Origin of the sequence: Mesorhizobium sp. LNHC232B00 (genome assembly GCF_000502435.1) — a bacterium.
Taxonomy (GTDB): domain Bacteria; phylum Pseudomonadota; class Alphaproteobacteria; order Rhizobiales; family Rhizobiaceae; genus Mesorhizobium; species Mesorhizobium opportunistum.
This window is the reverse complement of sequence record NZ_AYWP01000029.1, coordinates 36036-62019: the sequence shown is the minus strand read 5'-3', so window position 1 is coordinate 62019 and position 25984 is coordinate 36036. Positions and strand designations below refer to the sequence as shown.

Genomic DNA, 25984 nt, shown 5'->3' with positions numbered 1-25984 from the left:
GATAGCGCCGAGACGGATGAGGGGTGCTCCAGCGGAGTGAGACGTTGGCGTTCCCTGGAACACCCCTCATCCGTCTTGCCGCTGCGCGGCAATCCACCTTCCCCCACAAGGGGGGAAGGAAGAAGCGCATGCCGATGCACCCTCATCATTGCCGCCCCCGCATGGTAATAAACGCGCCGAACATAACCACGGCGACCATGATGGCGCCTTCGATGATGGCGGTGACGTTGGGGTCGATGGCGAGCAGGGTGAGATCCGTGCGCACCAGGCGCAGCACGAAGACGGCGACGATGGGGCCGAGCAGGCCGCCCTTGCCGCCGCCGAGCGCCACGCCGCCCAGCACCACCGCGGCGACGCTGGCCAAGAGATAGGGGCCGGGGATGGGCGCGCCGATGCCGGTGCTCATGGTCAGCGCCAGCCCGCCCATGGCTGCGAACAGACCCGACAGCGCATAGGCGACGATGCGGGTACGGGCGACCGGCACGCCTGAGCGGAACGCCGCCAGTTCGCTCGAGCCGATGGCGTAGATGGAGAGGCCAAGGCGCGAGCGCCTGAGCGGTATCCAGACGATGCAGAGGCAGACGATGAGCACCAGCAGCGCCTTGGGCAGCCAGGCGTCGATGGCGTCGGGCACGCCCGGTATCGGCACGGTGCCCGAGATCAGCGCCTTCAGCCATTCGGCGGCGCTTCCGCCCGGCGCGCCGAGCACCAGAAGGGCGGCACCTTGCAGCACGAACAGCATGGCGAGCGTCACCACGATGTCGGGCACGCGGGTGACGACGATCAGCATGCCGTTGACGGCGCCTAGCACGAGGCCCATGGCAAGCACGAAAGGCACCACGAACAGCGCGTATTCCTCGCTAGCGCCCGCCATCATCGAGGCGGCGGTGACGCTGGTCAGCGCCATCATCGCGGCGACCGACAGGTCGATGCCGCCGGCGATGACGACCACCGTCTGCGCGGCGACAGCGAAGGCATAGGGCAGAACGGCACGCGCCAGCGAGCCGAAGTCGCCACTGCCATAGCCCGGCTGGATCAGCTTGGTGACGATGAACAGCACGACGAGGAGAGCGAACAGGCCGGTGACCCAGCCCTGGCGACGCAGGAAATGGCTCATGGCGCCGCCTCCGGCGCATCGGAAGTGTTCGCGGTGGGGTCGGCCAAAATGCCGACGTCGGCCTTCACGCCGCGCGGCAGGCCGTAGGCGGCGCGCATCAACGCCGGTTCGTCGGCTTCCTCGACCGGGAAAATGTCGACCAGGCGGCCGCCGAAGATGACGATGACGCGGTCGCAGACGCGCTGCACCTCTTCGAGTTCCGAGGTGTAGAACAGCACCGACTTGCCGTTGCCGGCAAGCTGGCGCAGCAATTTATAGATCTCCTGCTTGGTGCCGACATCGATGCCGCGGGTCGGGTCGAAGCACAGGATGGTGCGGGCATCTGCCGCGATCCAGCGGGCGATGGTCACCTTCTGCTGGTTGCCACCGGACAGGCGCTGCACCTCGCCCTGCGCGCGGGTGTCGATCTGCAGCCGCTCGATGGCGCTGGCTACTTTTGTGCGCTCCCTGCGCATGTTGATCGGCCCCCAGTTGCGGAACGCAGCGCTAAAGGGCAGGGCGATGTTCTCGCGCACCGAGCGCTGCATGGCGAGCGCCTCTGCGCGGTCGCCCGGCACATAGGCGATGCCGGCGCGGATGGCATCGATCGGGTGCGAGAATTTTGCCGGCTGGCCGTCGACCTCGATGGTGCCACCGGATGGGCGGATCGAGCCGGCAAGGGCTGAGAACAGTTCGTCCTGGCCCTGGCCTTCGAGCGCCACGACGCCGGCGACTTCGCCATCTCCAAGATCGAAGGAGACATCGCTGAGCTTGGTGCCGACGCGCAGGTTACGCACGGTTATGCGCGGCCGGGAAGCGATGGGCGCCGCCTTTTCAGCAGCGCTGCGGGCGGCGACGTGGGTCTTGACGATGCGTGTGCCGAGCATCAGCTCGACGATCTTTTCCTCGACCCCCGGCACGATGTCGACAACGCCGACGGTCTCACCATCGCGCAGCACGGTGGCGCGGTCGCACAGGGCGGAGATTTCGACGAAGCGATGCGAGATGAAGATCACGGCGCGGCCCGAGTCGCCTTGGCGGCGCACGACTTCCAGCACCTTCTCGGCGAGGTTGGCGGGCAGCGCCGCCGTCATCTCGTCGAGCAGCAGCACGTCGGGCTCGACGGCGAGTGCCCGCGCCAGGTCGAGCACGCGCAGCACGGCCAGCGGGATGTCGCGCGCAGTATCGCGCAGGTCGAGGTCGGGAATGCCGAGTTCGCGCACCCAGGCGCGGAACGGCTCGACCGGCGTGCCGGTCAAACGCAGGTTGGACAGCACGTCGAGATCGGGGATCAGCGACGGCTCCTGGTAGACCGGCAACAGGCCGGCGCGGCGTCCGGCGGCCGGCGAACGGATGTCGCGCGCCTCGCCGCGGATCAGGATGCGCCCGGCATTGGCTTGGATCGCTCCCGTCAGGATCTTCACCAGCGTCGACTTGCCGGCGCCATTGGCGCCCATCAACGCATGCACCTCGCCCGGCAGCACGGACAGCGACGCGTTGCGAAGCGCGGCAACCGCGCCGTAATTCTTGGCGACGCCGGTGGCGTCGAGGAGAGGGCTGGTGGTCAAATGGTTGTCCGCATCAGAAATTCTCTTGCTGCGCTCTACGGCGCCCCCCTCTGTCCTGCCGGACATCTCCCCCTCAAGGGGGGAGATTGGCTGTCATCTCGGCTTTCGCCAATTTTCAACGTTGCAAGACGAGAGCCGGCGCCGGAACTGCCAATCTCCCCCCTTGAGGGGGAGATGTCCGGCAGGACAGAGGGGGGCGCCGTAGAGCGCTGACCTATCAAACCTTTGAATGGCGAGGACGGCAACGCCATCCTCGCCACGCAATCAAAATAGTGCTTACTCCCCCGGGCCCTTGCAAGCCACGATCTGCTCCTTCGTGTACGTCGTCCAGTCCGGGATCGAGATCGAGACTGGCCATTCGGGGCTGAGCGACGGGTCGGCGGCGGCCTTGAGCTTGGCCTTGCCTTCATCGGTCGCGTTGTCCCACAGTTGCGGGTCGACCAGCACGGTTTGCTGTGCCGGCTTCTTGCCGTCTAGGATCTGCAGCGCCAGCGTGACGCCAGCACCGCCGATCGAGCCGGGGTTGGTGACGGCAGCGCCGACGAGGTCCTTGACCGAGCTCAACTGGCCGACGAAGCCGGCATTGTCGGCGCCGACCACCGGCACCAGCGGGGCCTGCGATTCAACCAGCGCGTCGACGATGACGTTGTCGATGCCGGAGGTCCACACGCCGTTGAACGGCGTGCCGGTGGCCAGGAACGACAGCATCTGCTGCTTGGCCTGGTCCTGCTGCCAGCCGGTGAAGACTTCCTGCGCGACCTTCACGTCGGGGAATTCGGCCAGCGCCTTCTTGAAGCCCTTGTCGCGATCGGAATCGGCCGAAGCGCCGGCGGCGCCGCGCATGTAGAACACCTCGCCCTTGCCGCCCATCTGGCCGAACAGCCATTTGGCGCCGAGATAGGCATATTGTTCCTGATTGTTGGAGATGATGTAGGCCGACGGCTCGGTGACCGCCTGGTCGACGGCGACGACGACGATGCCGGCCGTGGTGGCTTCCTCGAGGCCTGCCTTGATGCCGGCCGGATCGGCGGGGTTGACGACGATGGCGTCGACCTTGGCGCTGATCAGGTTGCGGATGTCTTCCAACTGGCCGGCGGCATCGGTGTTGCGGTGGGCGATGTTGAGCTTGGCGACCTCGCCGGACGCCAGCGCCTGCGCCTTCATGGCACAGACCATCTCCTCGCGCCAGCCATTGCCCTGCACGGTGTTGGAGATGCCGATCGTGTATTTGCCGGCGGCGGCAGAGACGCCTACCGAGGTCAGCAAGGCGGCACCCGCAAGGAGCGGGACCCGGATTTTTTTCATTTCAGACTTCCTCCACATTGTTTTTCAGTTCCAGTTCAACCCGTTGAAGCACGCCGCTGACAAAGTGAGTCAGACGGTGTGCTCCAATTCACTTGACGAAAGGACGCAGCACGTCGCGGGCGAGCAGAAAGCCCCGCTTCACCTGGTCGTCGCTGCCTTCAAATCGCCTGTCCTCATGTTCGATGATGACGGATCCGTCATAGCCGGCGCGGTAGAGGCCGGAGAAGAAGCCGCTCCAGTCGACATCGCCCAGCCCCGGCATGCGCGGCACCTGCCAGCCTATGCCGGCGGAGAGAATTCCGCGCTCGTACAAACCATCACGATCAATCATCAGGTCCTTGGCGTGGACATGCAGCATGTAGGGGCCGAATTCTCTGATGAAGCGGGCCTGATCGATCATCTGCCAGACGAGATGCGAAGGGTCGAAATTCATGCCGACCTCGCCGCCCCAGGCTTCCAGGATGCGGCGCCAGACCTGTGGCGAATAGGCGATGTTGTGCCCGCCCGGCCATTCGTCATAGCTGAAGATCATCGGGCAGTTCTCGAAGGCAAGCTTGACGCCGTGGCCGCGTGCAAACGCGACGATTTCGGGCCAGACTTTCAGCGCATCCTGCCAGTTGACGTCGACGGTCTTCGAGGCATCGCCGCCGCAGAAGGTGTTGACCACGGGAACGCCCATATTGGCGGCCAGCACGATCACCTTCTTGAGATGGCCAATGACCGCCTCGCGATGCGCGGCATCCGGATGCAGCGGGTTGGGATAGTAGCCGAGGCCGGAGACCGTGAGGTTCTTTTCGGCCAGCGAGGCGACGATCTCCTTGGCCTGCGCGGGCGAGGTGGAAGCCGCGTCGATATGGCTGGTGCCGGCATAGCGGCGGGTCGCGCCGGACGCTTTCGGCCAGCAGGCGATTTCCAGCGCCTCGAAGCCGGCCTGATTTGCCCAGCCGGCGACCTCGCCGAGCGGCGTCTGCGCAAACGGTGCGGTGAGCAGTCCAAGTTTCATAGTGCCTCCCAACCCTATAATGCCGATTGTTTGGATCGCTTCAACCTCGCGACCTCATCTTGTTCAAGACTGTGCCTGACAGTGGCCATCGGATCGTCCGAAAGCAGATCATCAAGCGCTGACGTAACGGCCGCGCGAAACGTCTCGTTCGCGGCAAGGCCGGGGGCGAAAATCGTGTCGATGGCCAGAATGCCTGAAGCCAGCGCTGGTGCATCTCGGCCGACCGTGTCGGCGATCCCAGCGACCTTGCCGGCATAGGGGTCCGACACCGGCCAGCGTTTGCCGAACCGGGTTGAGGCCTGGATCAGATAAGCCATCCAGCCGGCGACCGGCACCGACAGCAGGCCGATGCCGGCGCCCTGGCGCAAGCGGTCGCGGATCGGGTTGAGCAGGCGCTGGACGATTTTCTGCGAGCCATCGGTGGCGATCTGGTGGTTGCGGTGGCGGATCGCGGTGTTCTGCAGCCGGCCGAGACTTTGCTCGACATAGGCGAGGGGCAGGACGCCGGGCACCGGCGTCAACGTCGGCAGCGTTTCTTGCACCAGCATGCGCCGCACAAAAGCCGCGAGCAGCGGGTCGGCGACGGCATCGAAAGTGTGTTCCAGCCCGGCCAGAACGCCCAGCGTGGCGAGTGTCGTCTGGGCGCCGTTCAGCACCCGCATCTTGAGATGCTCGAAGGGAGTGACATCGTCGACGAAGGTGGCGCCGACCAGATCCCAGCGCGGCACGCGGCCGGCGAATTTTTGTTCGATCACCCATTGCCGAAATGGCTCGCCGACCGCGACCGCGGCGTCGCGGTAGCCGAACCATTGCTCGACGCTGTCGAGGTCATCGCGCGTCACCGCCGGCGCGATGCGGTCGACCATGGCGCAGGGGAAGGCGGCGTTGGCCGCTATCCAGTCGGCCAGCCCTTTGCCGCGCCGCTCGGCGAAAGTCCGCACGACTTTTTCCAGTATGACGCCGTTGGTCGGGATGTTGTCGCAAGACAGCAGCGTCAGCGACCGGCCATGGGTCGCCCGGCGTAACTCAAGCGTCCGTGCGATGATGCCGGGCACGCTCCTCGGTGTCTCGGGGTTGGCGAGGTCATGAACGATGTCGGGATGGCCGAGATCGAGTTCGCCGCTCGACGGAATGTGGCAGTAGCCCTTTTCGGTCACCGTCATCGTCACCAGTTCGATGTCGGGCGAGGCGAGCACGTCGAGCGCCGGTTCTGCACTCTCCTGGCTGTCGACCACCTTGACGATGCTGCCGATGATGCGCGCCTCGACATGGCTATTCTCGCGGATCAGCCTGGTATAGAGGCCGCTCTGCCGGCCGAGCGTGGCGGCGAGGCCGGGCGGGCGGATGTTGATACCGACCACGCCCCAGCGGTCGAACTGCAGCGACAGCAGGTCATCGGTATATTCGGCCTGGTGGCAGCGGTGGAACGCACCGACACCGAGATGCGCCATCCCCGGGGCGAGGGCCGCGCGGTCATAGGCCGGTGTCTGGACCGACACAGGCAAGCGGTCGAGCAGCGCCGGACCCAATGTCTCGGGTGAAGCGTTCACCGGTTGGCCCCGATCACGGACTGTTCCTGGTCGATCACGGCGCCGGTCATCGGTCCGGCCGCGTCGGACAGCAGGAAAACTGCGAGGTTGGCGATGTCGTTCGGCGTCAACAGCCTGCCGAAAGGCTGTGCGGCGTTGGCGGCGTCGAGCCAGCCCGGGCCGTTGCCCAAAATTTCGGATTGCATGACGCGTTCGGCCGGCGTGTCGGTCCAGCCGACATTGATGCCGTTGACGCGGATGCGGTCGAAACGGTGGGCGTTGGCGGCGTTCTTGGTCAGCGTCGCCAGCGCGCCCTTGGTGGCGGAATAGACCGCAAGCTCGGGCGAGCCGCAATGGGCGTTGATCGAGAGAATATTGACGATCGAGCCACCTTGGCCGCGCTTCTTCATGTCGGCGATGGCAGCCTGCATCAGGAAGAATGGTGCCCGCGCGTTGACGGCGAACAGCGAGGCCCAGTCGTCGAGGCTGGCATCGAGGAAGGAGGCACGGTCGGTCAGGCCGGCGGCGTTGACCAGGCCATCGATGCGGCCGAAGCGCTCGATACAGGCTCGCGCCAGAAGGGCGGGGGTTGCCGGGTCTCCGAGGTCTGCGGCGACGAAGATGGTCGGCGTGCCGGTAGCCGACAGTTCCGCCGCCACGGCGTCGCCGCGTTTGCCATCGCGCCCGGTGATCAGCAGCCCGCCGGCGCCGGCGCGCGCCAGCGCCTGCGCGATCGCGCGGCCAATGCCTTGCGTCGCGCCGGTGACCAGCATGACTTTGCCTTGAAGATGAAGCTCCATTCCTCCTCCCGGAACAAAGTTTCTATTTTCTGAAATATGGAACGGTAATTCCCGATAGTCAATTGTGCCAGCGGAGCCTCATGTGCCGCGGCGCGCGGCGACCCCTTGGACCAGTGCCATGCCGACCGCCAATGAGGCCGCCAGCGAGCGAAAGCCGGCGAAGTCGGATTCCACCACTTCCAGCCAACTGTCCGACAGCCGGATCAACGGGCTGAAGGTGCTGTCGGTGATGGTGACGATGCGGGCCTTGCGCTCATGCGCCACCGCGACGAGGTCCGGGGTGATCGAATTGTAGGGGCTGAAGGAGACGGCCAGCACCGCGTCGCGCGCGCCGATGCAGCCGACCTGGTCGAGTGCCGAAGAGCCAACATTGTCGACCAGCACATTGCGCACACCCTGTTGCGACAAGGTCAGCGACAGATAGGTGGTGACAGGGAAGGCGCGCTTGGAGCCGATGACGTAGATGAGGTCGGCACCAGCCAGCAGCGCTACCATCTTTTCGAAGCTCTCGACGTCGAAGCCGGCCTCGATGCGGCCAAGCGAGGCCTGCGAGGCGCCCACCATGCCGTGCAGGAAACGCAGATTGGCGTTGGCCTCCGTCTTTTCCTGGCCACGCCCTTCGGGCCAGGATCCCTTGACGTGGTCCTTGAACAGGCCCTGGAAATCGGAAAAGCCGGCGTAACCGAAGATCTGGGCAAAGCGGACCAGCGTCGAGGGCTGCACGCCGGCCTGGGCGGCCACCTGCGCGATGGTGCCGAGCGCGACGTCGCTCGGATGCTGCCACAGGAAGATCGCCACCTGGCGCAGCCGTTTGGGAAAATGCACCGTGCCCGACGACAGCACCGCACGCAGTTCCTCATAGGTCCGTGGCTGGATATAGCCCAACGCCGCCAGTGAGCGGCCCCGCTTGCGCGTCGCCGCCTCGTCGGCAATGGACCGTCCCGATGATTTGCGCGCCCCGCTCATGTTTTCAGGCTAGCGCGATACGATCGTTTTACAATATGGAAATTGGAATTGGCGTTCGACGGTGAGTCAGGAGAATGATGCTATCGGTCAAAGGTGGCGCTCTACGGCGCCCCCCCTCTGTCCTGCCGGACATCTCCCCCTCAAGTGGGGAGATTGTAGGTCATCTCTGCTTTCGCCAATCGCCAGCGTTGCAAGAAAGGCGCCGCAGTCGACGCTGCCAATCCCCCCCTGGAGAGGGAGATGTCCGGCAGGACAGAGGGGGGCGCCATAGAACTCGACGGTGGGTGCTGGCGCGATATCGGGCCTCAGCCTTAAATCAGCTCGGAGGAGATAGACATGGTCTACGCAACATCGGACGGATCGGCGGGCAAGCGCCTGCGGGTTGGCATGGTCGGCGGCGGCCGCAACGCCTTCATCGGCGCGGTGCACCGGCTCGCCATGCGCCTCGACGACCAGATCGCGCTGGTCGCCGGCGCGCTGTCTTCCGATCCGGAGAACGCCGCCGCCTCTGCCGCCGAGATCGGCATCGCGCCGGAGCGTAGCTATGCTGACTACCATGCCATGGCCAAGGCCGAGGCGGCGCGGCCGGATGGCATAGAGGCCGTCGTCATCGTCACGCCCAACCATCTGCACGCGCCGATCGCCGCTGCCTTCCTCGAAGCCGGCATCGACGTGATCTGCGACAAGCCGCTATCGACGACGCTTGACGACGCCGAGGCGCTGGTAGCGTTGGCGAAGGCGAAGAAGCGCCGCTTCGTCGTCACGCTCAACAACACCGGCTACGCCATGGTGCGCCAGGCGCGCGAGATGGCGGCGGCGGGCGAGCTTGGCCGGATCGTGTCGGTGCACGGCGCCTATATCCAGGACTGGCTGACGAAGCCGATCGACGCCGAGGGCCAGAAGCAGGCGGAATGGCGCACCGATCCGGCGCGGGCAGGGCAGTCGGCGGTGCTGGCGGACATCGGCGTGCATGCCTTCAATCTGGCGAGCTATATCTCGGGTTGCGAGGCCGAGACGGTGTCGGCCGATCTGTTCACCGCCGTGCCGGGGCGCCGGCTCGACGACAATGCGCATGTGCTGGTGCGCTGGACCGGCGGGGCACGCGGCACGATCCTGGCCAGCCAGACGTCACCAGGCCACTACAATGACCTCTCCGTGCGCATCTATGGCGACAGCGCCGGCCTCGAATGGTCTGGAAGCCGGCCGGAGGAATTGCGCTTCTCCAGATATGGCGAGGAAACCCGCACGCTGGTGCGCGGCGGCCATGGCTCGACCGAGGAGAGCCGGCGCGTTTCGCGCATGCCGGCGGCGCACCCGGAAGGCTATATCGAGGCCTTCGCCAATTTCTACCGTGATGCCGCCGACATCATCCGCGCGCATCGGTCGGGTGGAGTGGTCGATGCGGCACGCGCGGCGCAGGTGCCCGATGTGGTCGATGGCGCGCGCGGGGTGAAATTCGTCGCCGCGGCGGTGGAATCGAACGCGGCGGGTGGAGCGTGGACGGCGGCGCGGTTCGAGGAATGACAGTCGATCTCCCCCCTTGAGGGGGAGATGCCCGGCAGGGCAGAGGGGGGCGCGAAGGAACGCCAGCCTTTCCGCATGGTCCGCTTTTACGCCAATCCCGACGGACACGGCTGATTTGGCCGAGAGGTTGGCGGGACAGCGCCCCCCTCTGGCCTGCCGGCCATCTCCCCCACAAGGAGGGAGATCACCAGATTCCCAGCCGCTCGGCCAGATCCGATAGCATCGGACGCTGCCCGACAAGCATCTTGACCTCGGCCTCAGGCAGGCTGAACCAGCCCGCTCTGTCGACCTCCGGGAATTCCTTCATCGATCCCGACCGCGGCGGCCATTCCATGGTGAAGCTGTTGCTCTTGATGGCGGCCACGTCGATCTCCGCCCTGGCCTCCACCGACCAGGCGCTGACGATCTTGCCGCCCGGCTGCTTGTAGTCGCCGAGGCGCTCGAAAGCGCCATCGACCTTGATGCCGATCTCTTCCTCGGTCTCGCGTTGTGCCGCCACAAGCTCGTCCTCATTCTCGTCGACAAGGCCTTTCGGGATCGACCAGGCGCCTTCGTCCTTCCTGGCCCAGAACGGGCCGCCGGGATGAACCAGCAGCACGCTGATGTCACCATCGCTTCGGCGATAGATCAGCAGGCCGGCACTGCGTTTTGCCATTTTGCGTGTCCATTCGTGACGCTGATACGAGGTGGCCAATTGCCGGTCGATCATGGATACCAACCCTTGCATCGGCAAATTGCGACGCTATGTCAAACACGCCCGCATTGCACCTCATGTGCGAGTCCGGCAATCTGAAGTATCACTTTGGGGCGGCGTCGAAGGTCAGGTAAGGCGTCCGAATGCAACTGGGTCTGATCGGCTACTACAGCGACTTCGTGGTCTATCCGCTGGTGATCGCCATATTGGGAATAGCCGGGTTGATCGAGGCCGGCGAGGAGAGTGCGCCGGAGTGGATCGGCATGGTCATCTTCTGTCTCGGCCTGTGGACGCTGATCGAATACGTCCTTCATCGCTTTGTCCTTCATCACATTCCCTACATCAGGGATCTGCACGACCGTCATCATGTCGAGGAGCGCAGTTCGGTGGGTACGCCGACCTGGCTCAGTCTGGGTGTGCATGCGCTGGTCGCCTTCCTGCCGGTGTGGATGGCCTTCGGTTTCGCGACCGCGAGCGCGGTCAGTTGCGGCCTGATGCTGGGCTATCTCTGGTACATCAGCGTCCACCACATGATCCATCACTGGCATCCCAGACATCCCAGTTATCTCTACACGCTCAAGCGCCGCCACGCAGTGCATCATCACATCGACGATACCGCCAATTTCGGCGTGACGTCGATATTCTGGGATCGGGTTTTCGGCACGGCGCAGCTCTGAGGGCCTGGGTGTATCTCGATCCCGGCAGGTCGGGCATCATTGTCATAGCGGCCGGCCCGAGATAGCCTGCCCCGAGATAGCCTGCATCGATGTGCTGGGACCGGGGGGCGTGACGGGAATGCTTCTGCCATTCTTGTATTGGCCTGCATCTCATCGCCTTGGCAGGCTGAAATGGGTTGCTCTTTTCGCGCCGTTCATCCTGTTGTCCGGCTACATCGCCTATGGCTTTGTCGGCATCCAGATCGACTCACCGCTCTCCGCCCTCAGGCACTTTGCCGCGTTCCCGAACTGTGCAGCGGCTCGCGCCGTCGGTCTTGCCCCCGCGCGCAGTGGGCAGCCCGGATATTGGCCGACGCATGATGCCGACAAGGACGGCATCGCTTGCGAGCCTTGGCACGGGGAAAGCGCCAGCGGCGTCAAGGTGCATCGCTATTGGCGCAGCGGCAGGTAGTTCTCACAGTTCCTTTTCCGCCAGCTCCCTGAATTCGTCGGGCACCGAGCGCGCCGCTTCGAGCGCCACCGTGCCGTAACCGACGGCCTGTTTGCCGAAGCGCTCGCGGATATTGTCGATGGCGCGGTCGGCGCCGAAGCGCGCCAGACCTTTTGCCGTGCCCGGCCGGTGCTTTTCGTCGGCAAGGCCGAGCGGCAGTTCGAGCTGCAGCTCGGCACTTTCCCAGAGATGCGAGACCGAGATCGCCAGCAGCGAGATCGTTCTTTCATGCGGATTGTCGGCGAGCACGCTGCGCACCAGATCGCCTGCGATTTCGGCCAGCATCGTGGTCGCCGAGATCGGCTGGTCGAGCGTGGTCGAGCGGGTGACGGCGCTGAGATCGGCAAAGCGCACACGCACGGTCACCGTGCGGCCGGGCCGCGCCTTGGCGCGCAGCCGGCTGGCGACGCGGTCGGCCAGATGCAGCAAGGTGGGCACGATGACCTGCGCCACCGCTGGCTTGCGGCCAAGTGCCGACTGGGCGCCGGCCGAGTGCGCCCGGCGCTTCGTCTCCAGCTTCCTCGGGTCGCGGTTCCACGACAAAGCCGAGAGCTTTTCGCCGGCGGCGGGACCGAGCAGCCGCGTCAGCGCGCCGCTGTGCGTCCTGGCCAGCTGGCCTATGGTCTCGACGCCGATTTCGGCGAGCCGCGCCCTTGTCGCCGGGCCGACGCCCCACATCAGGCCGACCGGCAAATCGTGCAGGAAGGCAAGCTCGGTGCCGGGCTCAACCACCACCAATCCGTCGGGCTTGGCGACCTGCGAGGCGATCTTGGCCAGATGCTTGGTGCGCGCGACGCCGATCGAGATCGGCAGTCCGAGTTCGGCCCGCACACGGCGACGGATGGTTGCGGCGATCTCTTGCGGTGAGCCGAACAGGTGCGTGCAGCCGGCGACATCGGCGAAGGCCTCGTCGATGGAGATGCGCTCGACCAGCGGCGTAAAATCGTCGAGCACCTTGATCGCCGCGTCGCCAAGCCGCTGGTAGTGGCTGAAATTGCCGCCGACGAAGATCAGCTGCGGGCAGAGCTCGCGCGCCTTGCGCCCCGGCATGCCGCCGCGCACGCCGAAGGCACGCGCCTCATAGGAGGCGGCGAGCACGACGCCGCCGCCGACCGCGATCGGCTTGCCGCGCAGCGATGGGTCGAGCAACTGCTCGACCGAGGCATAGAAGGCATCGAGATCGGCATGCAGGATGGTGGCTGTCGTTTCCATCCCGACCGCTCATCCGCAGTTGCTGATAGATGCGAACACATAGAGAACAAATGATGTACGACTGTCAAGCCGTGGCGTAGCTTAACAGATATTCGCCGGCTGTAGCCGAGGCTGGTAAGGTCTCATTTGCCATCGGAAGACTGCGTATCCGCCTAAACGATATGCTCCACCCGCAGCGCCGCCTTCATCCGTTCCAGCGCCGGCTCGCCGCCGGCCGCCAACTCGTCGGCGATGCGGGCGAGATGATCGTCGGCCTTGCGGTGCCTGCTGCCCCAGGCGCCGAGCGTGGCCAGCACCGGTAAAAGATCGATGCCGGCCTCGGTCAGCCGGTAGATCGCCTTCAGCCTGTGGGTCGGGTCATCGCTGCGGGTGAGAATGCCTTCGTCTTGAAGCGTCTGCAGCCGCTCGGCAAGGGTGCGTGAGGAGATGCCTTCGTCGGATTGCAGGAACTCGCGAAAGTGCTTTTTCCCGGCGAAGATCAGATCGCGGATGATGAGCAGCGTCCAGCGGTCGCCGAGCAGTTCCAGCGACAGGTTGATCGGGCACCCGGATCTTTCACGCGTCGACATCTCTATGGTTCCATTTTTAAATCACTTTACTATTGACATCATTTTTCTCGAACGTCAATAGTTCCAAATGTAAACCAATCAATGCCGAAGGATTGGCCGAGCACGCGGCCGCGATCGGCACAGCCGGAGAACGATGATGAAAAAGCTGATCCTTCAGATGCAGATGTCGGTCGATGGCTATGTCGGCGCCAATGCGGATCATCGCTGGCAACTCTGGGAGTGGGGCGACGACAATGGCTGGGACGAGGAGCTGAAGCGCGATTTCAACACCGTCTTTGCCGGTATCGACACCATCCTGCTCAGCCGCAAGATGGCCGAGGAGGGGTACCTGACCCACTGGGGCAATGCGGCGAAGAAATATCCCGACGATCCGTTCTACGCCTTCGCCCGCCGTATCGTCGAAGCACGGAAAGTGGTGCCGAGCGACAGGTTGAAAACCTCGCGGTGGGAACGCACGACGGTGGTGAGCGGCGACCTGCCGCGCGAAGTCAAGGCGCTGAAAGCGGGCGAGGGCACCGACATCGCCGTCTTCGGCGGCGCCGGCTTCGCCTCCGCGCTGATCGCGGCGGGACTGGTCGACGAGCTCCAGCTGTTCGTCAATCCGGCGGCGCTGGGCGCCGGCCGCCGCATTTTCGACCAGGGCGGCTTCCGGAACCTTCGGCTGCTCGGTTCGAATGCCTATGCCTGCGGCATGGTGGTCAACCGCTACGCGCCGAGCGGCTGAGCCTCGCATCGATAAAAAGACGTTTGGGCAGAATCCTTTGCCCGGGTCTCTTCGTCTTCAAGCTGCGGTTGCCGGGATGGCAGCAGCGGCAATCAAGACGGAGAAAAGCTGATGATCCTGGTGACGGGTGCCACGGGCCTGAACGGAAAAGCGATCGTGCGCGAGTTCGCGCGGCAGAAGCATGCGGTGCGGGCGCTGGTCCGCGATCTGAACCGGGCATCGGCTTCAGGACTGGGCGATCTGGCCGGCGTCGACCTGGTCGAGGGCGACATGCGCCGGGCGGAAACGCTTGGCGCTGCGCTCGACGGCGTCGATCGCGTGCTGATGATTTCGACCGCGGGCGACGACATGACCGAGACGCAGTGTCGTTTCATCGATGCCTGCAGAACGGCCGGCGTCGGGCATGTGGTGAAGTTCTCCGGCAGGGAGTCCAACATCGGCTACGACGCGACGAAGTTCCGCTTCACGCGCATGCATGAAGAGGTCGAGCGCTATCTGGAAGCGACCGGCATAGCGTGGACGCATCTGCGTCCCAGTCAGTTCATGCAGGTCTATCTGCGCGACGCGCCGACCATCGCCGCCGAGGGCGCCTTCCATCTCGCGCTCGGCGAAACCGAGCTGTCGCCGGTCGATGTCGAGGACATCGCCAAGGTGGCTTTTCGCCTGCTGCGCGATGGCGGCCATGCAGGCGAGAGCCTCGACATGACCGGACCCGAGGCGCTGACCATGACCGACATCGCCGCGCGAATATCGCAGGCGACCGGCAAGCCGGTCCGCTATGTCGACGTGAGCCCGGAACAGCGGCGGCGCAACCTGCTGGCCGCCGGCATTCCGGCCAGTTTCGCCGATGCGCTGGACGAGCAACTGGCCGAGCGGCGGCGGCGGCCGAAATCGCGGGTGCACCTGGCGACGCATGAGATGTTCGGCGTCAAGCCGACGCCGTTCGTAGAGTTCGCCCGGCGCCACGCGGCGGCGTTTGGCGGCGCGGCCTGAGCGCTCTCCCGAAAAAGCGAGCGCTGTGACGTATCCTTTTTGCCCGCTCGTCCGTCCTTGGCTTTGGAGGGTCGCGGGACCCGCGATTCATAACCCGGAGGCTATTATGGCGAGCACTGAGAGTGAGGCAAACAGGAACCATTATGCGGCGTTCGTCGCCAATGCCGGCAAGCTGACCAGCCCTCAGGCGATCATTGATTTCAACGACACTCACTGGCCGGCGCTGACCGGCGAACCGGGCGGCGTCGACTATATCGAGGTGGATGCCGGCGGCGTGCCGGCGCTATGGATCGTGCCGAAGGGCGCCGACGCGGAGCGGGCGCTGTTTTACGCGCATGGCGGCGGCTTCGTCGGCGGCTCGATCTATACGCACCGCAAATTGGCCGGGCATCTGGCCAAGGCGATCGGCTGCCGCGCGCTGCTCTATGATTATCCGTTGGCACACCAGGCGAAGCATCCGGCCCAGCTCGAAGCAGCGATGACTGCCTGGAACTGGCTCACCGACGAGGGCTTCGACCCCGGACGGATCGTCATCGCCGGCGATTCCTGCGGCGCGGTGCTGAGCTATGGCGTCCTGCAGCGGCTGCGTGCGCAGGGGAGGCCGCTGCCCGTCGCCACCCTGATCATCTCCGGCTGGTTCGACATGGCGCTGACCGCCGCCAGCTACGAGACCAACCGCGACAAGGACCCCGCCTTCGCCAAGGCCGGTGTCGACTGGCTGGTGGCCAATTTCATCGGCGATGCCGACCGGCGCGATCCCGAGGTCAGCCCGCTCTATGCCGATCTCTCCGGCTTTCCGCCTGTCTACCTGCAGGCCGGCGCCGACGAGACGCTGGTCGATGAGAGCCGCATGTTCGCCGAGCGTGCCGGCCAGGCCGGCGTCGAGACGCGGCTCGATGTCTTTGACGACATGCTGCACTCGTTCCAGATGATGGCGGGCCGAGCGCCCGAAGCCGATGACGCGATCGCCCGCCTCGCCGCATGGGTGCGGCCGAAGCTTGGGCTGCCGGATGCCGGTGATGTTGCCGCCGGCGCGAAGGCGGCCTGATCATGCGCCGGCTGATCGTGTCCAGCTTCGTCTCCCTGGACGGTGTCATCGAAGGGCCGATGGGGTGGGCCTCGCCCTTCTTCGACGAGCAGAACCAGGCGCATGCCTTGCAGGCGTTGTCCGGCGTCGAGTTCTTCCTGGTCGGCCGCGTCACCTACGAGATGTTTTCGGCGCGCTGGCCCGATCTCAAGGGTCCGTATATGGACCGCATCAACGGCTTGAAGAAGCTGGTCGCGTCGAAGACGCTCAAGACGGTGGGATGGAATGCCACGCTGCTTGAGGGCGACGTCGCGCAGGCGCTCGCCGCGCTCAAGCGGCAACCGGGCGGCGACATCCTGAAATATGGGGTGTCGCAGCTCGACAAAACGCTGGTTTCCGCCGGGCTGGTCGATGAGTATCATCTGTCGATCGTGCCGACCCGCGTCGGGCACGGCAAGCGCGCCTTCGACGATGTCGGTTCCATCGACCTCGATCTCGTCGGCACGCACCGTTTCGACAATGGCGTGGTGACGCTAACCTACGTGCCGCGATGAACCAGCAGATCCGCAGATCTCGTGACACCGCGCAGGGGATGAGGCCAAGGCTCAATCCCGAAGGCCTGTTCGACTTGCGCTATGCCGCCTTCCTGGAGACGGTCTCGCATCTGCGCGTGCGGCTGCATCGTTACTGCGCGCGCATGACCGGCTCGGCGCTCGATGGCGAGGACGTCATGCAGGAGGCTCTGTTCGAGGCCTATCGCAAGATCGAGTTGCTCGACGACATGCTGGCGTTGCGGCCCTGGCTGTTTCGCATCGCCCATAACAGGTGCATCGATTTCATCAGGGGCCGCCGCACGCGAATGCTGGCCGAGGCCGGCTACGCCGGCGACGATATCGTGCTGCCGGTCGAGCCTGCCGGGCGGGGTGCCGGCCGCGCTATCGAGCGGCTGGTCGTGCATCTGCCACCGAAGGAGCGCGCCTGCGTGCTGCTCAAGGATGTCTTCGACCATTCGCTGGAGGAGATCGCCGAGCTCGTCGGCTCGACGACAGGCGGCGTCAAGTCGGCGCTCAACCGCGGCCGCGCCAAGCTCGCTGCCTTGCCGGCGCAACCGGTCGCGGCGCCCGCATATGATCCCGAACTGGCGCGGCTGCTCGGCCGCTACGTCGAACTCTTCAATGTCAGGGACTGGGACGGGGTACGCGCGCTGACCAGCGCCGATGCGCGCCTGCGCGTCTCGGATTGCTACAACGGCCTGCTCTCCGACTCGCCCTATTTCGTCGAGTATGAGCGCGCGGAACTTCCCTGGCGCATGCGGCAGGGTGCGATCGGCGCCGAGATCGTGCTGGTCGTCGACAGGCTGTATGGCGATGTCTGGCGGCCTGCCCATCTGGTGCGGATCCATGCCGCCGGCGGAGTGATCGACCGCATCGCCGACTATTATGCGTGTCCGTGGATCCTGGAGATGGTGTTCGAGGACGGTTGACGGATTTGTCTCACTCTGTCCTATTTCACCGAGTCCGCGGCGGTCAGAATGACATCGGCCACTTCGCGCGGTTTGGAGAGCATGAGAACGTGGCTGGTCGCAAGCTCGGTCACCTCAGCGCCAATCGCCTTGGCCATCGCAGCTTCAGCAACCGGCGGTATCATGCCGTCTTGGCTGGCGACAATGTAGAAGCTCGGCTTGCTCTCGTAGGCGGCGGCAGCGAGCTTCTCGTCGAAAATACCGGCAAAGGGCGGACTTTGCGTGGCTGCGATCAGGCTGATTTCCTGCGGTGGCAGGTCCTGCGCGAAATATTTGGCGACGCCTTCGGCGCTTAGCCTGACATAGCCGCCGCTGTCGGGTTGCAGGGCGCTTGCCCAGGGTAGCGGCGGCTGACCCTTGCCAAGATCGTTCACAGACAAGCCCTTTGGCGGTGCGAAAGCGGCGACGTAGACCAGCGCCTTGAGCTTGTCGTCCACGCCCGCCTGACTGATGACGACGCCGCCCCAGGAATGGCCGACGGGGATGACTGGCCCCGGCTGGGCATCGATGACGCGCCTGGTTGCGTCGACATCGGCGGCAAGCGAGCTCAGCGGATTTTGAACCGCCACTACATTGAGCCCCTTGGCCTCCAGCAAGGGGATGACCTTGCTCCAGCTCGAGCCGTCGGCAAAGGCGCCATGCACCAGTACGACGGTTTTTTTTTCGGCCCGCCGGCGGCCGAAGCCGGCGCGGCCATCGCCATGAGGACGGCGGTTCCCGAAATAAGAAAATGCGACAACGACATCGAATGGCTTCCCTTTTGTCATGACAGCCGCATTGCCGGGAACAACCCCTCGGCTTGGTTTCATGCGATCGGTTTCAGCAAGCCCGAAGTGGTCGCGCCAGGCGGTCGTTATCTGGAGAGGAAATCGGTGATGAGCTTGACCGTGGCGTCCGGGTTTTCCTCCATGATCCAGTGGCCGGATGTGGGCACGACGGCTCCCGTTACATCAGCCGCGACAAACCGCAGGACGTCTGCCTGTGTCGTGCCGGCCGATTTCTCCGCGCCGACTGCCAGCACCGGCATGGGCAATTTGCCGGTGGTGGAAAGCATTGCCTGGTTGTCGATGGCATCTTGGTCGAATGCCTTGAACTGTTCGAAGGCGTCATGCATGGCATGCGGCCGTGCATAGAGTTTTGCATAGTGGACGCGCGTTGCCTCGTCGATGTTCTTCGGGTCGGCCGAAAGTTCGTTGTAGAAGCGGTCGAGGTAGATGCGCTCGCGGCCAGCGACCAGACGCTCCATGTCGGGGCCCCGGAAGTTGAAGTGCCAGAGCAACGGGCTTTGCTTGATCTTGTCCCAGTCACCTATGCCCGGCAGCGGTGCGTCGATGACAACCCATTTCGTGATGCGCTTCGGATACTGCGCGGCCAGCGCATAGCCGACCATGTTGCCGATATCGTGTGTCACCAGGTCGGCCTTGTCGATCTTCAGCGCATCCATCACGCCGGCGATGTCGACCGCCTGGTTCTTCTTGGTGTAGCCGCTGTCCGGATGCGCCGAGAGGCCCATGCCGCGCAAGTCCGGCACAATCACCGTGTGATCCTTCATCAGCTTCATCGCGGCAGGCGCCCACATGTCGCCGGTATCGCCGAAGCCGTGCAGCAGCACGACCGCGGGCCCTTGCCCGCCGACGCGCACATAAAGCCTGCTGCCGTTGGTCTCGATCGTCTGCGTCTTGAAGCCGGTCGGAAACGGGATCACGCGCGCCGACGCCGGAGCGGCGAATGACAGCAGGCCTAGTACGATAACCAAAGAACGAAACATGAAGCATTACCCCGAGTATTATTCTGTCGCCACGATATCGTGGTCCTTTCAACTATTGCACTATATCGTTGATTTCGTTAGGTGTCGGTCGCCTGATTGTGAATTCGGGAAAACCGAACAATGCTGAAGCTTGAATCCGTCGCCGCGTTTGTAGCTGTCGCGGATTCCGGTTCGATCAGCGAGGCGGCCAGGCGCATGAGCCTGTCCAAATCCGTCATCAGCGAGCGGCTGTCGGAGCTTGAGCGCAGCCTCGGTACAAGGCTGCTGGACCGTACCACCCGCAAACTCTCGATCACGGAAGCGGGGCGAGGTTTTTACGAGCGCGCCAAGCGCATCATGCAGGAGGTGGCCGAGGCCAGCGCCGAAATCGCCGAACAGCGCGGCGAACTCGCTGGACCGCTCAGGATATCGGCGCCGACCAGCTTCGGTATCCTCCATCTCGGCCCGGCGTTGTATGGCTTCCTGGCCAAGCACCCGCGGATCAAACTGACGCTCGATCTCGACGATCGTTTCATCAGCATGGTGGCCAATGGCTACGATGCCGTCGTGCGTCACGGGCCGGTCGTCGATGACGGACCTGTCATTGTCAAGAAGCTGGCTTCGAGCCGCCGTTTCCTGGTGGCCTCGCCGGATTATATCGAGAGATTCGGATGGCCCGCGACCACCGACGACCTCAAACGCCACAAGGGCATCATCTATTCCATCAGGGGCGCCGCCGACTGGCGGTTCAAGATTTCGCGTCGGCTGGTGACGATCCGCCCTGAAACCGCGCTGCGCGTCAACAACGGGATTTTGATGCGCGACGCCGCGCTTGCCGGCCTCGGCCTGGCGTTGCTTCCCGCCTACTTCATCCGAACCGAGATCGCCGACAAGCGATTGACGGTCGTCGATGTCGGTGTCGAACCTGAAGGAGCTACCATCTATATCGCCTATCCCGAGGATAGGCGGGGATCCGCCAAGCTGCGCGCGCTCACCGCATGGCTACGCGAAGCCTTTGGCGATCCGCCCTATTGGGAGGCATGAGCCGGCGCTCACTTCGCATCATGAAAGATGATGCCGACGGTGTGGCGCATGCCTGAGCGCAAGCGGCTGACGCCGTGGCGCAGATTGACGCGGCAATTGCCTTTCGTTCCCTGTACCGGCCGGTTGTGGACGGCGAAGACAACGGCGTCGCCCTGGCGCAGCGGCACCACCTCGACCCGGCTCTGCATACGCGGCCGCTGCTCGGTCAACGCGAATTCACCGCCGGTGAAGTCCTTGCCGGGTTCGGAAAGCAGGATCGCCACCTGCAGCGGGAAGGCGAGGTCGCCGTAGAGATCCTGGTGCAGGCAGTTGAAGTCGCCGGGCACATATTGCAGCAACAGCGGCGTCGGCCGCGTCTGGCCGGCGTCATGGCACTGGTCGAGAAACTCGGCATGCGTCGCGGGATAGCGCATCGCCTGTCCCATGCGCTCGTTCCAGCGGTTGGCGACCTCGGCCAGCCGGGGATAGAGGGCGCTGCGCATTCCGCCGATGAGATCGGGTAACGGATAGCGGAAATAGCGGTATTCGCCCTTGCCGAAACCGTGCCTAGCCATGTGGATGTGGCTGCGGAAATGCTGCTCCTGGGGATAGAGGCCGGCGATCTGCCGGCACTCCTCACGCGAGAGCAGCTTTTCGAGCACCGCGCAGCCGAAGCCGTCGAGTTCGGCGGTCAATGCCGGCCAGTCGTAGGATCCGACGCGTGTCTCTGCGGCTTCCACCGCGGATGCGGCAACCGTGGCGTGGGCGTTCATATCTGTGCCTCCCTGCCGAGCAAGGCGCGCTTGCGCTCGATGCCCCAGCGGTAGCCCGACAACGTGCCGTCGGCGCGGACAACGCGGTGGCAGGGAATGCCGAGCGCGATGGCGTTGGCCGCACAGGCCGTCGCCACGGCGCGGGCGCCGTTGGACTGGCCAAGGCGTTGGGCAAGCGCGGTGTAGGTGATGGTGGCGCCGCGGGAGACGGTGCGCACCACGTCCCACACACACTGCTGGAACGGCGTGCCATGGCTGACGTCGAGCGGCAGGTCGAGGCCGGCGGCGGGCGTTTCGACGAAGCGCGCTATCGCGGCGAGGTCGTCGCTCAGAGCGGGTTCGTCTTCAATCAGAATCCTGCCGGGGAAGCGGCTGGCGAGATCCTGCTCCAATGTTTTGGCACTAGAGCCGATCAGAATGGCGCAGACGCCGATCCGGCTGCGCGCTGCCAGGATGTTGCCGATCGCGGATTGGCCGATGGCGTAGGTGATGGTGTCGAGGGCTGCGGCTGCGTTGGAGGCTGTCGGCACATGGGTTTCTATGAGGTTCATTGCTTCACTCCTTCTGTGTGCCTGAACCCTAGCCGTGGGGTGCTCGGCTCTCACTCCGGTGCTTGCTTTCAAATTCAAATTTCGGGATTTGACGATTTGCGGCGAAGGTAGGCACTCTACGGCGCCCCCTCTGTCCTGCCGGACATCTCCCCCACTTGTGGGGAGATTGGCTGTTATCGCGGCCTTCGCCAATCTCCAACGTTGTAAGAAGAGAGCCGGCGCCAAGACTGCCAATCTCCCCCCTCGTGGGGGAGATGTCCGGCAGGACAGAGGGGGGCGCCGTAGAGTGCTGACTTGGACCACACTGCCCCAAACATGCTCACCCAACACGGGTGACGGCGACCTCACCCAGCACGAACACTTCGCCTGACACCAGCCGCAGCTCGATCTCGCCGCTCTCGCCGCGACTCCACTCAGCTTTACCTTCATCGACCAGTTCGCCAATGGCGGCCAACACATGTGATTTCGCGTCCTCCTGCTGCGCAACGTTGCCTGATGGCGGGACGTTCGCGCCGGAGGTGGAAGACCTTGCCATTGCGCGCATGCTGGTGCCCGTCAGCTTCGTGCAGATCGAAAGGCGCTGTCGGGAGCATTCGACACGCCGGCCTCTCGGTCGAGCAACGCGCGCTTGCGCTCCGCGCCCCAGGCGTAGCCTGAAAGCGCGCCGTCCTTGCGGATCACGCGGTGGCAGGGGATGGCCACCGCGAGCGCGTTGGCCGCGCAGGCGGCGGCGACGGCGCGCGTGGCGTTCGGCGTACCGATGCGCCGCGCCATCTCGGCATAGGACACCGTCTTGCCGACAGGGATCTCCTGCAATGCCTGCCAGACGCGTTGCTGGAACGCCGTGCCGCGCACGTCGAGCGGCAGGTCGAGACCGACCGCGGGCGCCTCGACGAAACCGACGACGCGGGCAACCAGCGCCTCGTAGTCGCGGTCGCCGCCGATCAGCCGCGCCTTGGGAAAACGGTCCTGCAGGTCGCGCACCAGCGCGTCGGGATCGTCGCCGAGCAAGATCGAGGCGACGCCCTTCTGGCTCGACGCGACCAGAATGCTGCCGAGCGAGGTCTCGCCGACGGCGAAGCGGATGTCCTCGTTGGCGCCGCCGGCACGGTAGCGGGTCGGCGTCATGCCGAGTATGCCGGTCGATTTTTCGTAGAAACGCCCGCTCGAATTGAAGCCGGCGTCATAGATCGCGGCCGTCACGCTGGCGCCGTCTTCGAGGCCCTGCCGAACCCGAGCGGCACGGTGTGCGGCGGCGTAGTCCTTCGGCGTCAAGCCGGTGATGGCCTTGAAGACACGATGGAAATAGCCGGCGCTGCGGCCGGCGGCACCCGCCAGTTCGGCCAGCGAGGGCTCCTCCTCGCTATGCTCTATCCTGCGGCAGGCATCGGCGACCATCGCGGCGTTGCCGGCTTCAAGCGAGGGACCATCCGGATTGCAGCGCCGGCAGGGGCGAAAGCCGGTCGCCCTGGCCTGACCCAGCGTGTCGTGCAACTGCACGTTCTTCGGGTTGGCCCGCCGCGACGGGCAGGAGGGGCGGCAGTAGACGCCGGTCGTCGCCACCGAATACCAGAATTCGCCGTCCGCCGATTTGTCGCGCGCGACGATGCGCGTCCAGCGCGGATCATTGGCGACCGGCAGCGGGACGGGTTTCAGATCTTTGGCCAGGGTGATGAACATGGCCGCATTGAAGCCGCCAAACGCGGGCCTTGCCACCCGTTTCCTGACAAAGTGCCGCTGGTCGCCCTCAAGCCCTCGCTTCTAAGCTGCGCGCTTGGGCTCGACCGCGAACGGGCTGAGGCCGAGCCAGGTCTGCATCTTCCTGCCGATGGACTGGTCGCCGGTCAGGGCGACCTTGGCGCCGGCCTTCTCGACAGTGAGCAGACCCATCCAGATCGCCGTCATCGTATGCAGGTCGGTCGAGACGTAGAGGTCGACCTCGAAGCCCGGATCGTACCAGCACAGATCGACCTCGCCGTGCTTCTCGACGATCAGCCACCACGACCGTTTGGAGGCCGGGAGCTCCTGGTACAGGAATTGTATCACGGTGCGCCCATCGGGCAGCGGCGAGGGGTTCAGATTGCGCCGCATGTCCCACATCAACAGCGACGGATCGAGGTTCTTGAGCGACAGCCGGGACTCCACCCACTTCTGCCCCCAGAACCCCATCGCCTCGACGACGGGGCGCAGATCCCGGCCTGCCTCGGTCAGTTGATAGTCGAAAATCCCCTTCTCGCCCTGGACCGCCTTGCGCTCGACGATGCCGGCCAGTTCGAGCTCCTTCAGCCGTTGCGACAAAAGGGTCGGCGACATTTTGGGGACGCCGCGGCGCAGGTCGTTGAAGCGGGTCGAACCTGCCACCAGCTCGCGCATCAGCACCATCGTCCAACGGGTGCACAGCACCTCGGCGGCCATCGATAGCGGGCAGAACTGCTTGTATCCGTGCTGGGCCATGATCGGTGCCTCTCCCTCGAAGTTGGGCTGAACATTAGCCCTTCGTACCCGAACATTAGCTCTTCATGATTGAAGCGGCGAGTACAGAAACTGTACCGGGCCGGTACAGATCGCGGACTGGTTGGCAGAGGCCTTGCCATGCGAGCCCTTTGGCCGGTCGCACGGGATATCCCTGTGCGCCGCAACCAAGGATACGACCATGACTGCTTACGTTATCGCGGACATCAAGATGAAGGACCCGAAATGGGTGCCGGACTACGCCGCCTCGGTGCACGACCTCGTCCACAAGCATGGCGGCAAATATCTGTCGCGCAGCGGCAATGTGAAGACGCTCGAGGGCAAGCCGCTCGACACCACGCTGATCGCGCTGATGGCATTCCCGTCGGAAGCCGCGGCGCGCGCCTTCACCAACGATCCGGCCTACGCGCCTTTCGTCTCGGCGCGTCAGGGCGGCAGCGACAGCCGTTTCCAGCTCATCGACGACACCGATCTGGCTGGAACGATACCGTATCTGCCGAAGGGATGATCCTTCCACGATACATCGAATTCGGGATCGCCAAGCAACAACAGCCACGGCGCTTGCCTGCCAAGCCTCCGTATTCCGGCGGCCGGCGAGCCGTGCTTTTTCAAAAAGAATGGAATGGATATGAAGTCAAATCTTCGCAACAGGCTCGTCATGGCGGGGGCCATGCTTGCCGTCGGCGCCACCCTCGCACAGGCGCATCAGGAGGCGTCCGACGCCGCGTCGGGCACCAATCCGCTGGCCGACAAGGTGCGGGCCGCGAACAGCCGCTTTCTCGACGTCAAGGCTGCGACGGCCGAGGGCTATGCGCCCATTCCCTGCGCCAGCGGCATCACCGGCGGCGCCATGGGCATCCATTACGTCAACGGCCAGTATCTGAAGGACGACAAGATCGACATCGCCCGTCCCGAAGCGGTGATGTACGAGCCGATGGCCGACGGCACGCTGAAGCTGGTGGCGGTCGAATACATCACCTCGAAGGGGCCGGCATCATTGGACGGCCAACTGTTCAACTTCAACAGCGCCCCCAACCGCTACGGCCTGGGTGAGTTCCACGAACTGCATGTCTGGGCCTGGAAGGGCAATCCGACCGGCACCTTCGCCGACATGAACCCGAAAGTGTCGTGCGAGCATGCGACGGCGCCGAGCCAGTAAGCAACGGGGCCAGTAATCGACGAGGCCAGGCGGCATTGACGCCGCCTGGCCCGAAACGATCGTTCCCGCTTGGCGGCCTCAGGCGGCCTTCATCAGGCCGAGCTGGGTGAGGGCGGCAACGCCGTCGTCGAGACCGATCTCCTCGACGATCCTGCCGTCGATCACCTTGAGCACCGTAGTGCCGGTGAAGCGCATCGTGCGGCCGGTGGCGGCGGGCAGTGAGCCGGCCAGGAAGTCGCCGAAGGCCGGGCCGGTATGCGTGCCGCCACCTTCCCACTGGCCGACGACATAGTCGTCCTCGGCAATGAGGTCGGCGGTGGCCCAGAAGTTGAGATCCGGGAAGGCGGCTCGGAAATCGGTCATGAAGGCCTTGATGTCGTCACGGCCGCGACGCGGCTCATGCAGAGAATATTTCAGCAGCATGCCGGGCGCCGCGATCTCGTCGACCACCGACAGGTCGCAGGTCTCACCCCAGAAATCGGTGAACCATCTGACGACGACGGCCTTGTTGTCTTCTTGCTTGGTCATTGGAGGATCCTCTTGTCCTTGCCTTTGGGCTC

29 protein-coding genes are annotated in these 25984 nt (G+C 64.8%); 11 read left to right on the top strand and 18 right to left on the bottom strand.

Annotated elements, in window-relative coordinates:
- Positions 1–145: 145 nt before the first annotated feature.
- From X743_RS143675 to X743_RS143705, 7 genes are all read right to left on the bottom strand, one after another.
- Positions 146–1117 (bottom strand): ABC transporter permease, encoded by a 972-nt coding sequence (locus X743_RS143675; protein WP_023768243.1) that lies wholly within the window; start codon positions 1115–1117, stop codon positions 146–148.
- Positions 1114–2664 (bottom strand): sugar ABC transporter ATP-binding protein, encoded by a 1551-nt coding sequence (locus X743_RS143680; RefSeq protein ID WP_023768242.1) that lies wholly within the window; start codon positions 2662–2664, stop codon positions 1114–1116. Before X743_RS143680 ends, X743_RS143675 begins: the two co-directional genes overlap by 4 nt.
- A gap of 276 nt (positions 2665–2940) precedes the next feature.
- Positions 2941–3987, bottom strand: coding sequence for an ABC transporter substrate-binding protein (locus X743_RS143685; protein WP_156934520.1), 1047 nt, complete (start codon positions 3985–3987; stop codon positions 2941–2943).
- A gap of 70 nt (positions 3988–4057) precedes the next feature.
- Positions 4058–4972: a sugar phosphate isomerase/epimerase gene (locus tag X743_RS143690; RefSeq protein ID WP_023768240.1), complete on the bottom strand. Its 915-nt coding sequence runs from the start codon at positions 4970–4972 to the stop codon at positions 4058–4060.
- Between the two features lie 14 nt (positions 4973–4986).
- Positions 4987–6522: a mannitol dehydrogenase family protein gene (locus X743_RS143695; protein WP_023768239.1), complete on the bottom strand. Its 1536-nt coding sequence runs from the start codon at positions 6520–6522 to the stop codon at positions 4987–4989.
- Positions 6519–7301 (bottom strand): SDR family oxidoreductase, encoded by a 783-nt coding sequence (locus tag X743_RS143700; protein WP_023768238.1) that lies wholly within the window; start codon positions 7299–7301, stop codon positions 6519–6521. The genes X743_RS143695 and X743_RS143700 overlap by 4 nt, the downstream gene beginning before the upstream one ends.
- A 78-nt stretch (positions 7302–7379) precedes the next feature.
- Positions 7380–8267: a MurR/RpiR family transcriptional regulator gene (locus tag X743_RS143705; RefSeq protein WP_023768237.1), complete on the bottom strand. Its 888-nt coding sequence runs from the start codon at positions 8265–8267 to the stop codon at positions 7380–7382.
- A 336-nt stretch (positions 8268–8603) separates the two neighbouring features.
- Here X743_RS143705 and X743_RS143710 point away from each other — a divergent pair, with 336 nt between their 5' ends.
- Positions 8604–9791, top strand: coding sequence for a Gfo/Idh/MocA family oxidoreductase (locus X743_RS143710; RefSeq protein WP_023768236.1), 1188 nt, complete (start codon positions 8604–8606; stop codon positions 9789–9791).
- A gap of 184 nt (positions 9792–9975) precedes the next feature.
- On the opposite strand, the gene X743_RS143715 is transcribed toward X743_RS143710, so the two are convergent.
- On the bottom strand, positions 9976–10446 hold the full coding sequence (locus tag X743_RS143715) for an NUDIX domain-containing protein (protein ID WP_023768235.1): 471 nt from the start codon (positions 10444–10446) through the stop codon (positions 9976–9978).
- Between the two features lie 182 nt (positions 10447–10628).
- On the opposite strand from X743_RS143715, the gene X743_RS143720 reads away from it, so the two are divergent.
- Together X743_RS143720 and X743_RS143725 are read left to right on the top strand one after the other, a co-directional pair.
- Positions 10629–11162 carry a sterol desaturase family protein gene (locus tag X743_RS143720; RefSeq protein WP_023768234.1) on the top strand — a complete coding sequence of 178 codons (534 nt, stop codon included), beginning with the start codon at positions 10629–10631 and terminating at the stop codon, positions 11160–11162.
- A gap of 118 nt (positions 11163–11280) precedes the next feature.
- Complete coding sequence (locus X743_RS143725) at positions 11281–11613, top strand: excalibur calcium-binding domain-containing protein (protein ID WP_023768233.1); 333 nt, start codon at positions 11281–11283, stop codon at positions 11611–11613.
- 3 nt (positions 11614–11616) lie between these two features.
- Here X743_RS143725 and dinB read toward each other — a convergent pair whose 3' ends face one another.
- A complete protein-coding gene (gene dinB, locus X743_RS143730; protein WP_023768232.1) occupies positions 11617–12864 on the bottom strand; it encodes a DNA polymerase IV in 1248 nt (415 codons plus the stop codon).
- 152 nt (positions 12865–13016) lie between these two features.
- Entirely contained in the window at positions 13017–13433 is a 417-nt protein-coding gene (locus X743_RS143735) for a helix-turn-helix domain-containing protein (RefSeq protein WP_023768231.1), read from the bottom strand.
- Between the two features lie 136 nt (positions 13434–13569).
- Here X743_RS143735 and X743_RS143740 point away from each other — a divergent pair, with 136 nt between their 5' ends.
- From X743_RS143740 to X743_RS143760, 5 genes are all read left to right on the top strand, one after another.
- On the top strand, positions 13570–14157 hold the full coding sequence (locus tag X743_RS143740) for a dihydrofolate reductase family protein (RefSeq protein ID WP_023768230.1): 588 nt from the start codon (positions 13570–13572) through the stop codon (positions 14155–14157).
- A gap of 111 nt (positions 14158–14268) precedes the next feature.
- Complete coding sequence (locus tag X743_RS143745; RefSeq protein WP_023768229.1) at positions 14269–15150, top strand: SDR family oxidoreductase; 882 nt, start codon at positions 14269–14271, stop codon at positions 15148–15150.
- A gap of 106 nt (positions 15151–15256) precedes the next feature.
- Complete coding sequence (locus tag X743_RS143750) at positions 15257–16198, top strand: alpha/beta hydrolase (RefSeq protein WP_023768228.1); 942 nt, start codon at positions 15257–15259, stop codon at positions 16196–16198.
- 2 nt (positions 16199–16200) lie between these two features.
- Entirely contained in the window at positions 16201–16731 is a 531-nt protein-coding gene (locus X743_RS143755; protein WP_023768227.1) for a dihydrofolate reductase family protein, read from the top strand.
- On the top strand, positions 16728–17660 hold the full coding sequence (locus X743_RS143760) for a sigma-70 family RNA polymerase sigma factor (RefSeq protein WP_032923434.1): 933 nt from the start codon (positions 16728–16730) through the stop codon (positions 17658–17660). Before X743_RS143755 ends, X743_RS143760 begins: the two co-directional genes overlap by 4 nt.
- 20 nt (positions 17661–17680) lie before the next feature.
- Here X743_RS143760 and X743_RS143765 read toward each other — a convergent pair whose 3' ends face one another.
- Together X743_RS143765 and X743_RS143770 are read right to left on the bottom strand one after the other, a co-directional pair.
- Positions 17681–18466: an alpha/beta hydrolase gene (locus X743_RS143765; protein WP_023768225.1), complete on the bottom strand. Its 786-nt coding sequence runs from the start codon at positions 18464–18466 to the stop codon at positions 17681–17683.
- An 86-nt stretch (positions 18467–18552) separates the two neighbouring features.
- A complete protein-coding gene (locus tag X743_RS143770; RefSeq protein WP_023768224.1) occupies positions 18553–19467 on the bottom strand; it encodes an alpha/beta hydrolase in 915 nt (304 codons plus the stop codon).
- Positions 19468–19587: 120 nt separating this feature from the next.
- Here X743_RS143770 and X743_RS143775 point away from each other — a divergent pair, with 120 nt between their 5' ends.
- On the top strand, positions 19588–20490 hold the full coding sequence (locus X743_RS143775; RefSeq protein WP_023768223.1) for a LysR family transcriptional regulator: 903 nt from the start codon (positions 19588–19590) through the stop codon (positions 20488–20490).
- A gap of 8 nt (positions 20491–20498) precedes the next feature.
- On the opposite strand, the gene X743_RS143780 is transcribed toward X743_RS143775, so the two are convergent.
- The 5 genes from X743_RS143780 to X743_RS143800 form a co-directional block, all read right to left on the bottom strand.
- Positions 20499–21242 (bottom strand): 2OG-Fe(II) oxygenase, encoded by a 744-nt coding sequence (locus X743_RS143780; protein WP_023768222.1) that lies wholly within the window; start codon positions 21240–21242, stop codon positions 20499–20501.
- On the bottom strand, positions 21239–21793 hold the full coding sequence (locus X743_RS143785) for a methylated-DNA--[protein]-cysteine S-methyltransferase (RefSeq protein ID WP_023768221.1): 555 nt from the start codon (positions 21791–21793) through the stop codon (positions 21239–21241). Before X743_RS143785 ends, X743_RS143780 begins: the two co-directional genes overlap by 4 nt.
- Before the next feature lie 319 nt (positions 21794–22112).
- Positions 22113–22337: a hypothetical protein gene (locus X743_RS143790; RefSeq protein ID WP_023768220.1), complete on the bottom strand. Its 225-nt coding sequence runs from the start codon at positions 22335–22337 to the stop codon at positions 22113–22115.
- A gap of 11 nt (positions 22338–22348) precedes the next feature.
- Complete coding sequence (gene ada / locus X743_RS143795) at positions 22349–23473, bottom strand: bifunctional DNA-binding transcriptional regulator/O6-methylguanine-DNA methyltransferase Ada (protein ID WP_032923436.1); 1125 nt, start codon at positions 23471–23473, stop codon at positions 22349–22351.
- A gap of 81 nt (positions 23474–23554) precedes the next feature.
- Positions 23555–24247: a helix-turn-helix domain-containing protein gene (locus tag X743_RS143800; protein ID WP_023768218.1), complete on the bottom strand. Its 693-nt coding sequence runs from the start codon at positions 24245–24247 to the stop codon at positions 23555–23557.
- Positions 24248–24446: 199 nt separating this feature from the next.
- Between X743_RS143800 and X743_RS143805 the strand changes: the two genes are divergently transcribed.
- The gene (locus X743_RS143805) at positions 24447–24773 is read left to right on the top strand and encodes a DUF1330 domain-containing protein (protein ID WP_023768217.1); all 327 of its coding nucleotides are present in this window, start codon (positions 24447–24449) and stop codon (positions 24771–24773) included.
- 114 nt (positions 24774–24887) lie between these two features.
- Complete coding sequence (locus X743_RS143810) at positions 24888–25424, top strand: hypothetical protein (RefSeq protein WP_198028497.1); 537 nt, start codon at positions 24888–24890, stop codon at positions 25422–25424.
- A 78-nt stretch (positions 25425–25502) separates the two neighbouring features.
- On the opposite strand, the gene X743_RS143815 is transcribed toward X743_RS143810, so the two are convergent.
- Positions 25503–25952, bottom strand: coding sequence for an ester cyclase (locus tag X743_RS143815; protein ID WP_023768215.1), 450 nt, complete (start codon positions 25950–25952; stop codon positions 25503–25505).
- Positions 25953–25984 lie beyond the last annotated feature (32 nt).

What these genes read in the sequence shown, in the direction of transcription:
- X743_RS143745 (WP_023768229.1), top strand. Translation starts at nt 14,269, where the DNA reads ATGATCCTGGTGACGGGTGCCACGGGCCTGAACGGAAAAGCGATCGTG.
- X743_RS143780 (WP_023768222.1), bottom strand. Translation starts at nt 21,242, where the DNA reads ATGAACGCCCACGCCACGGTTGCCGCATCCGCGGTGGAAGCCGCAGAG.
- X743_RS143775 (WP_023768223.1), top strand. Translation starts at nt 19,588, where the DNA reads ATGCTGAAGCTTGAATCCGTCGCCGCGTTTGTAGCTGTCGCGGATTCC.
- X743_RS143720 (WP_023768234.1), top strand. Translation starts at nt 10,629, where the DNA reads ATGCAACTGGGTCTGATCGGCTACTACAGCGACTTCGTGGTCTATCCG.
- X743_RS143800 (WP_023768218.1), bottom strand. Translation starts at nt 24,247, where the DNA reads ATGGCCCAGCACGGATACAAGCAGTTCTGCCCGCTATCGATGGCCGCC.
- X743_RS143805 (WP_023768217.1), top strand. Translation starts at nt 24,447, where the DNA reads ATGACTGCTTACGTTATCGCGGACATCAAGATGAAGGACCCGAAATGG.
- X743_RS143790 (WP_023768220.1), bottom strand. Translation starts at nt 22,337, where the DNA reads ATGCGCGCAATGGCAAGGTCTTCCACCTCCGGCGCGAACGTCCCGCCA.
- X743_RS143765 (WP_023768225.1), bottom strand. Translation starts at nt 18,466, where the DNA reads ATGACAAAAGGGAAGCCATTCGATGTCGTTGTCGCATTTTCTTATTTC.
- X743_RS143755 (WP_023768227.1), top strand. Translation starts at nt 16,201, where the DNA reads ATGCGCCGGCTGATCGTGTCCAGCTTCGTCTCCCTGGACGGTGTCATC.
- X743_RS143700 (WP_023768238.1), bottom strand. Translation starts at nt 7,301, where the DNA reads ATGGAGCTTCATCTTCAAGGCAAAGTCATGCTGGTCACCGGCGCGACG.
- X743_RS143710 (WP_023768236.1), top strand. Translation starts at nt 8,604, where the DNA reads ATGGTCTACGCAACATCGGACGGATCGGCGGGCAAGCGCCTGCGGGTT.
- X743_RS143740 (WP_023768230.1), top strand. Translation starts at nt 13,570, where the DNA reads ATGAAAAAGCTGATCCTTCAGATGCAGATGTCGGTCGATGGCTATGTC.
- X743_RS143685 (WP_156934520.1), bottom strand. Translation starts at nt 3,987, where the DNA reads ATGTGGAGGAAGTCTGAAATGAAAAAAATCCGGGTCCCGCTCCTTGCG.
- X743_RS143760 (WP_032923434.1), top strand. Translation starts at nt 16,728, where the DNA reads ATGAACCAGCAGATCCGCAGATCTCGTGACACCGCGCAGGGGATGAGG.
- X743_RS143735 (WP_023768231.1), bottom strand. Translation starts at nt 13,433, where the DNA reads ATGTCGACGCGTGAAAGATCCGGGTGCCCGATCAACCTGTCGCTGGAA.
- X743_RS143675 (WP_023768243.1), bottom strand. Translation starts at nt 1,117, where the DNA reads ATGAGCCATTTCCTGCGTCGCCAGGGCTGGGTCACCGGCCTGTTCGCT.
- X743_RS143725 (WP_023768233.1), top strand. Translation starts at nt 11,281, where the DNA reads ATGCTTCTGCCATTCTTGTATTGGCCTGCATCTCATCGCCTTGGCAGG.
- X743_RS143715 (WP_023768235.1), bottom strand. Translation starts at nt 10,446, where the DNA reads ATGGCAAAACGCAGTGCCGGCCTGCTGATCTATCGCCGAAGCGATGGT.
- X743_RS143815 (WP_023768215.1), bottom strand. Translation starts at nt 25,952, where the DNA reads ATGACCAAGCAAGAAGACAACAAGGCCGTCGTCGTCAGATGGTTCACC.
- dinB (WP_023768232.1), bottom strand. Translation starts at nt 12,864, where the DNA reads ATGGAAACGACAGCCACCATCCTGCATGCCGATCTCGATGCCTTCTAT.
- X743_RS143785 (WP_023768221.1), bottom strand. Translation starts at nt 21,793, where the DNA reads ATGAACCTCATAGAAACCCATGTGCCGACAGCCTCCAACGCAGCCGCA.
- X743_RS143690 (WP_023768240.1), bottom strand. Translation starts at nt 4,972, where the DNA reads ATGAAACTTGGACTGCTCACCGCACCGTTTGCGCAGACGCCGCTCGGC.
- X743_RS143705 (WP_023768237.1), bottom strand. Translation starts at nt 8,267, where the DNA reads ATGAGCGGGGCGCGCAAATCATCGGGACGGTCCATTGCCGACGAGGCG.
- ada (WP_032923436.1), bottom strand. Translation starts at nt 23,473, where the DNA reads ATGTTCATCACCCTGGCCAAAGATCTGAAACCCGTCCCGCTGCCGGTC.
- X743_RS143810 (WP_198028497.1), top strand. Translation starts at nt 24,888, where the DNA reads ATGGATATGAAGTCAAATCTTCGCAACAGGCTCGTCATGGCGGGGGCC.
- X743_RS143770 (WP_023768224.1), bottom strand. Translation starts at nt 19,467, where the DNA reads ATGTTTCGTTCTTTGGTTATCGTACTAGGCCTGCTGTCATTCGCCGCT.
- X743_RS143750 (WP_023768228.1), top strand. Translation starts at nt 15,257, where the DNA reads ATGGCGAGCACTGAGAGTGAGGCAAACAGGAACCATTATGCGGCGTTC.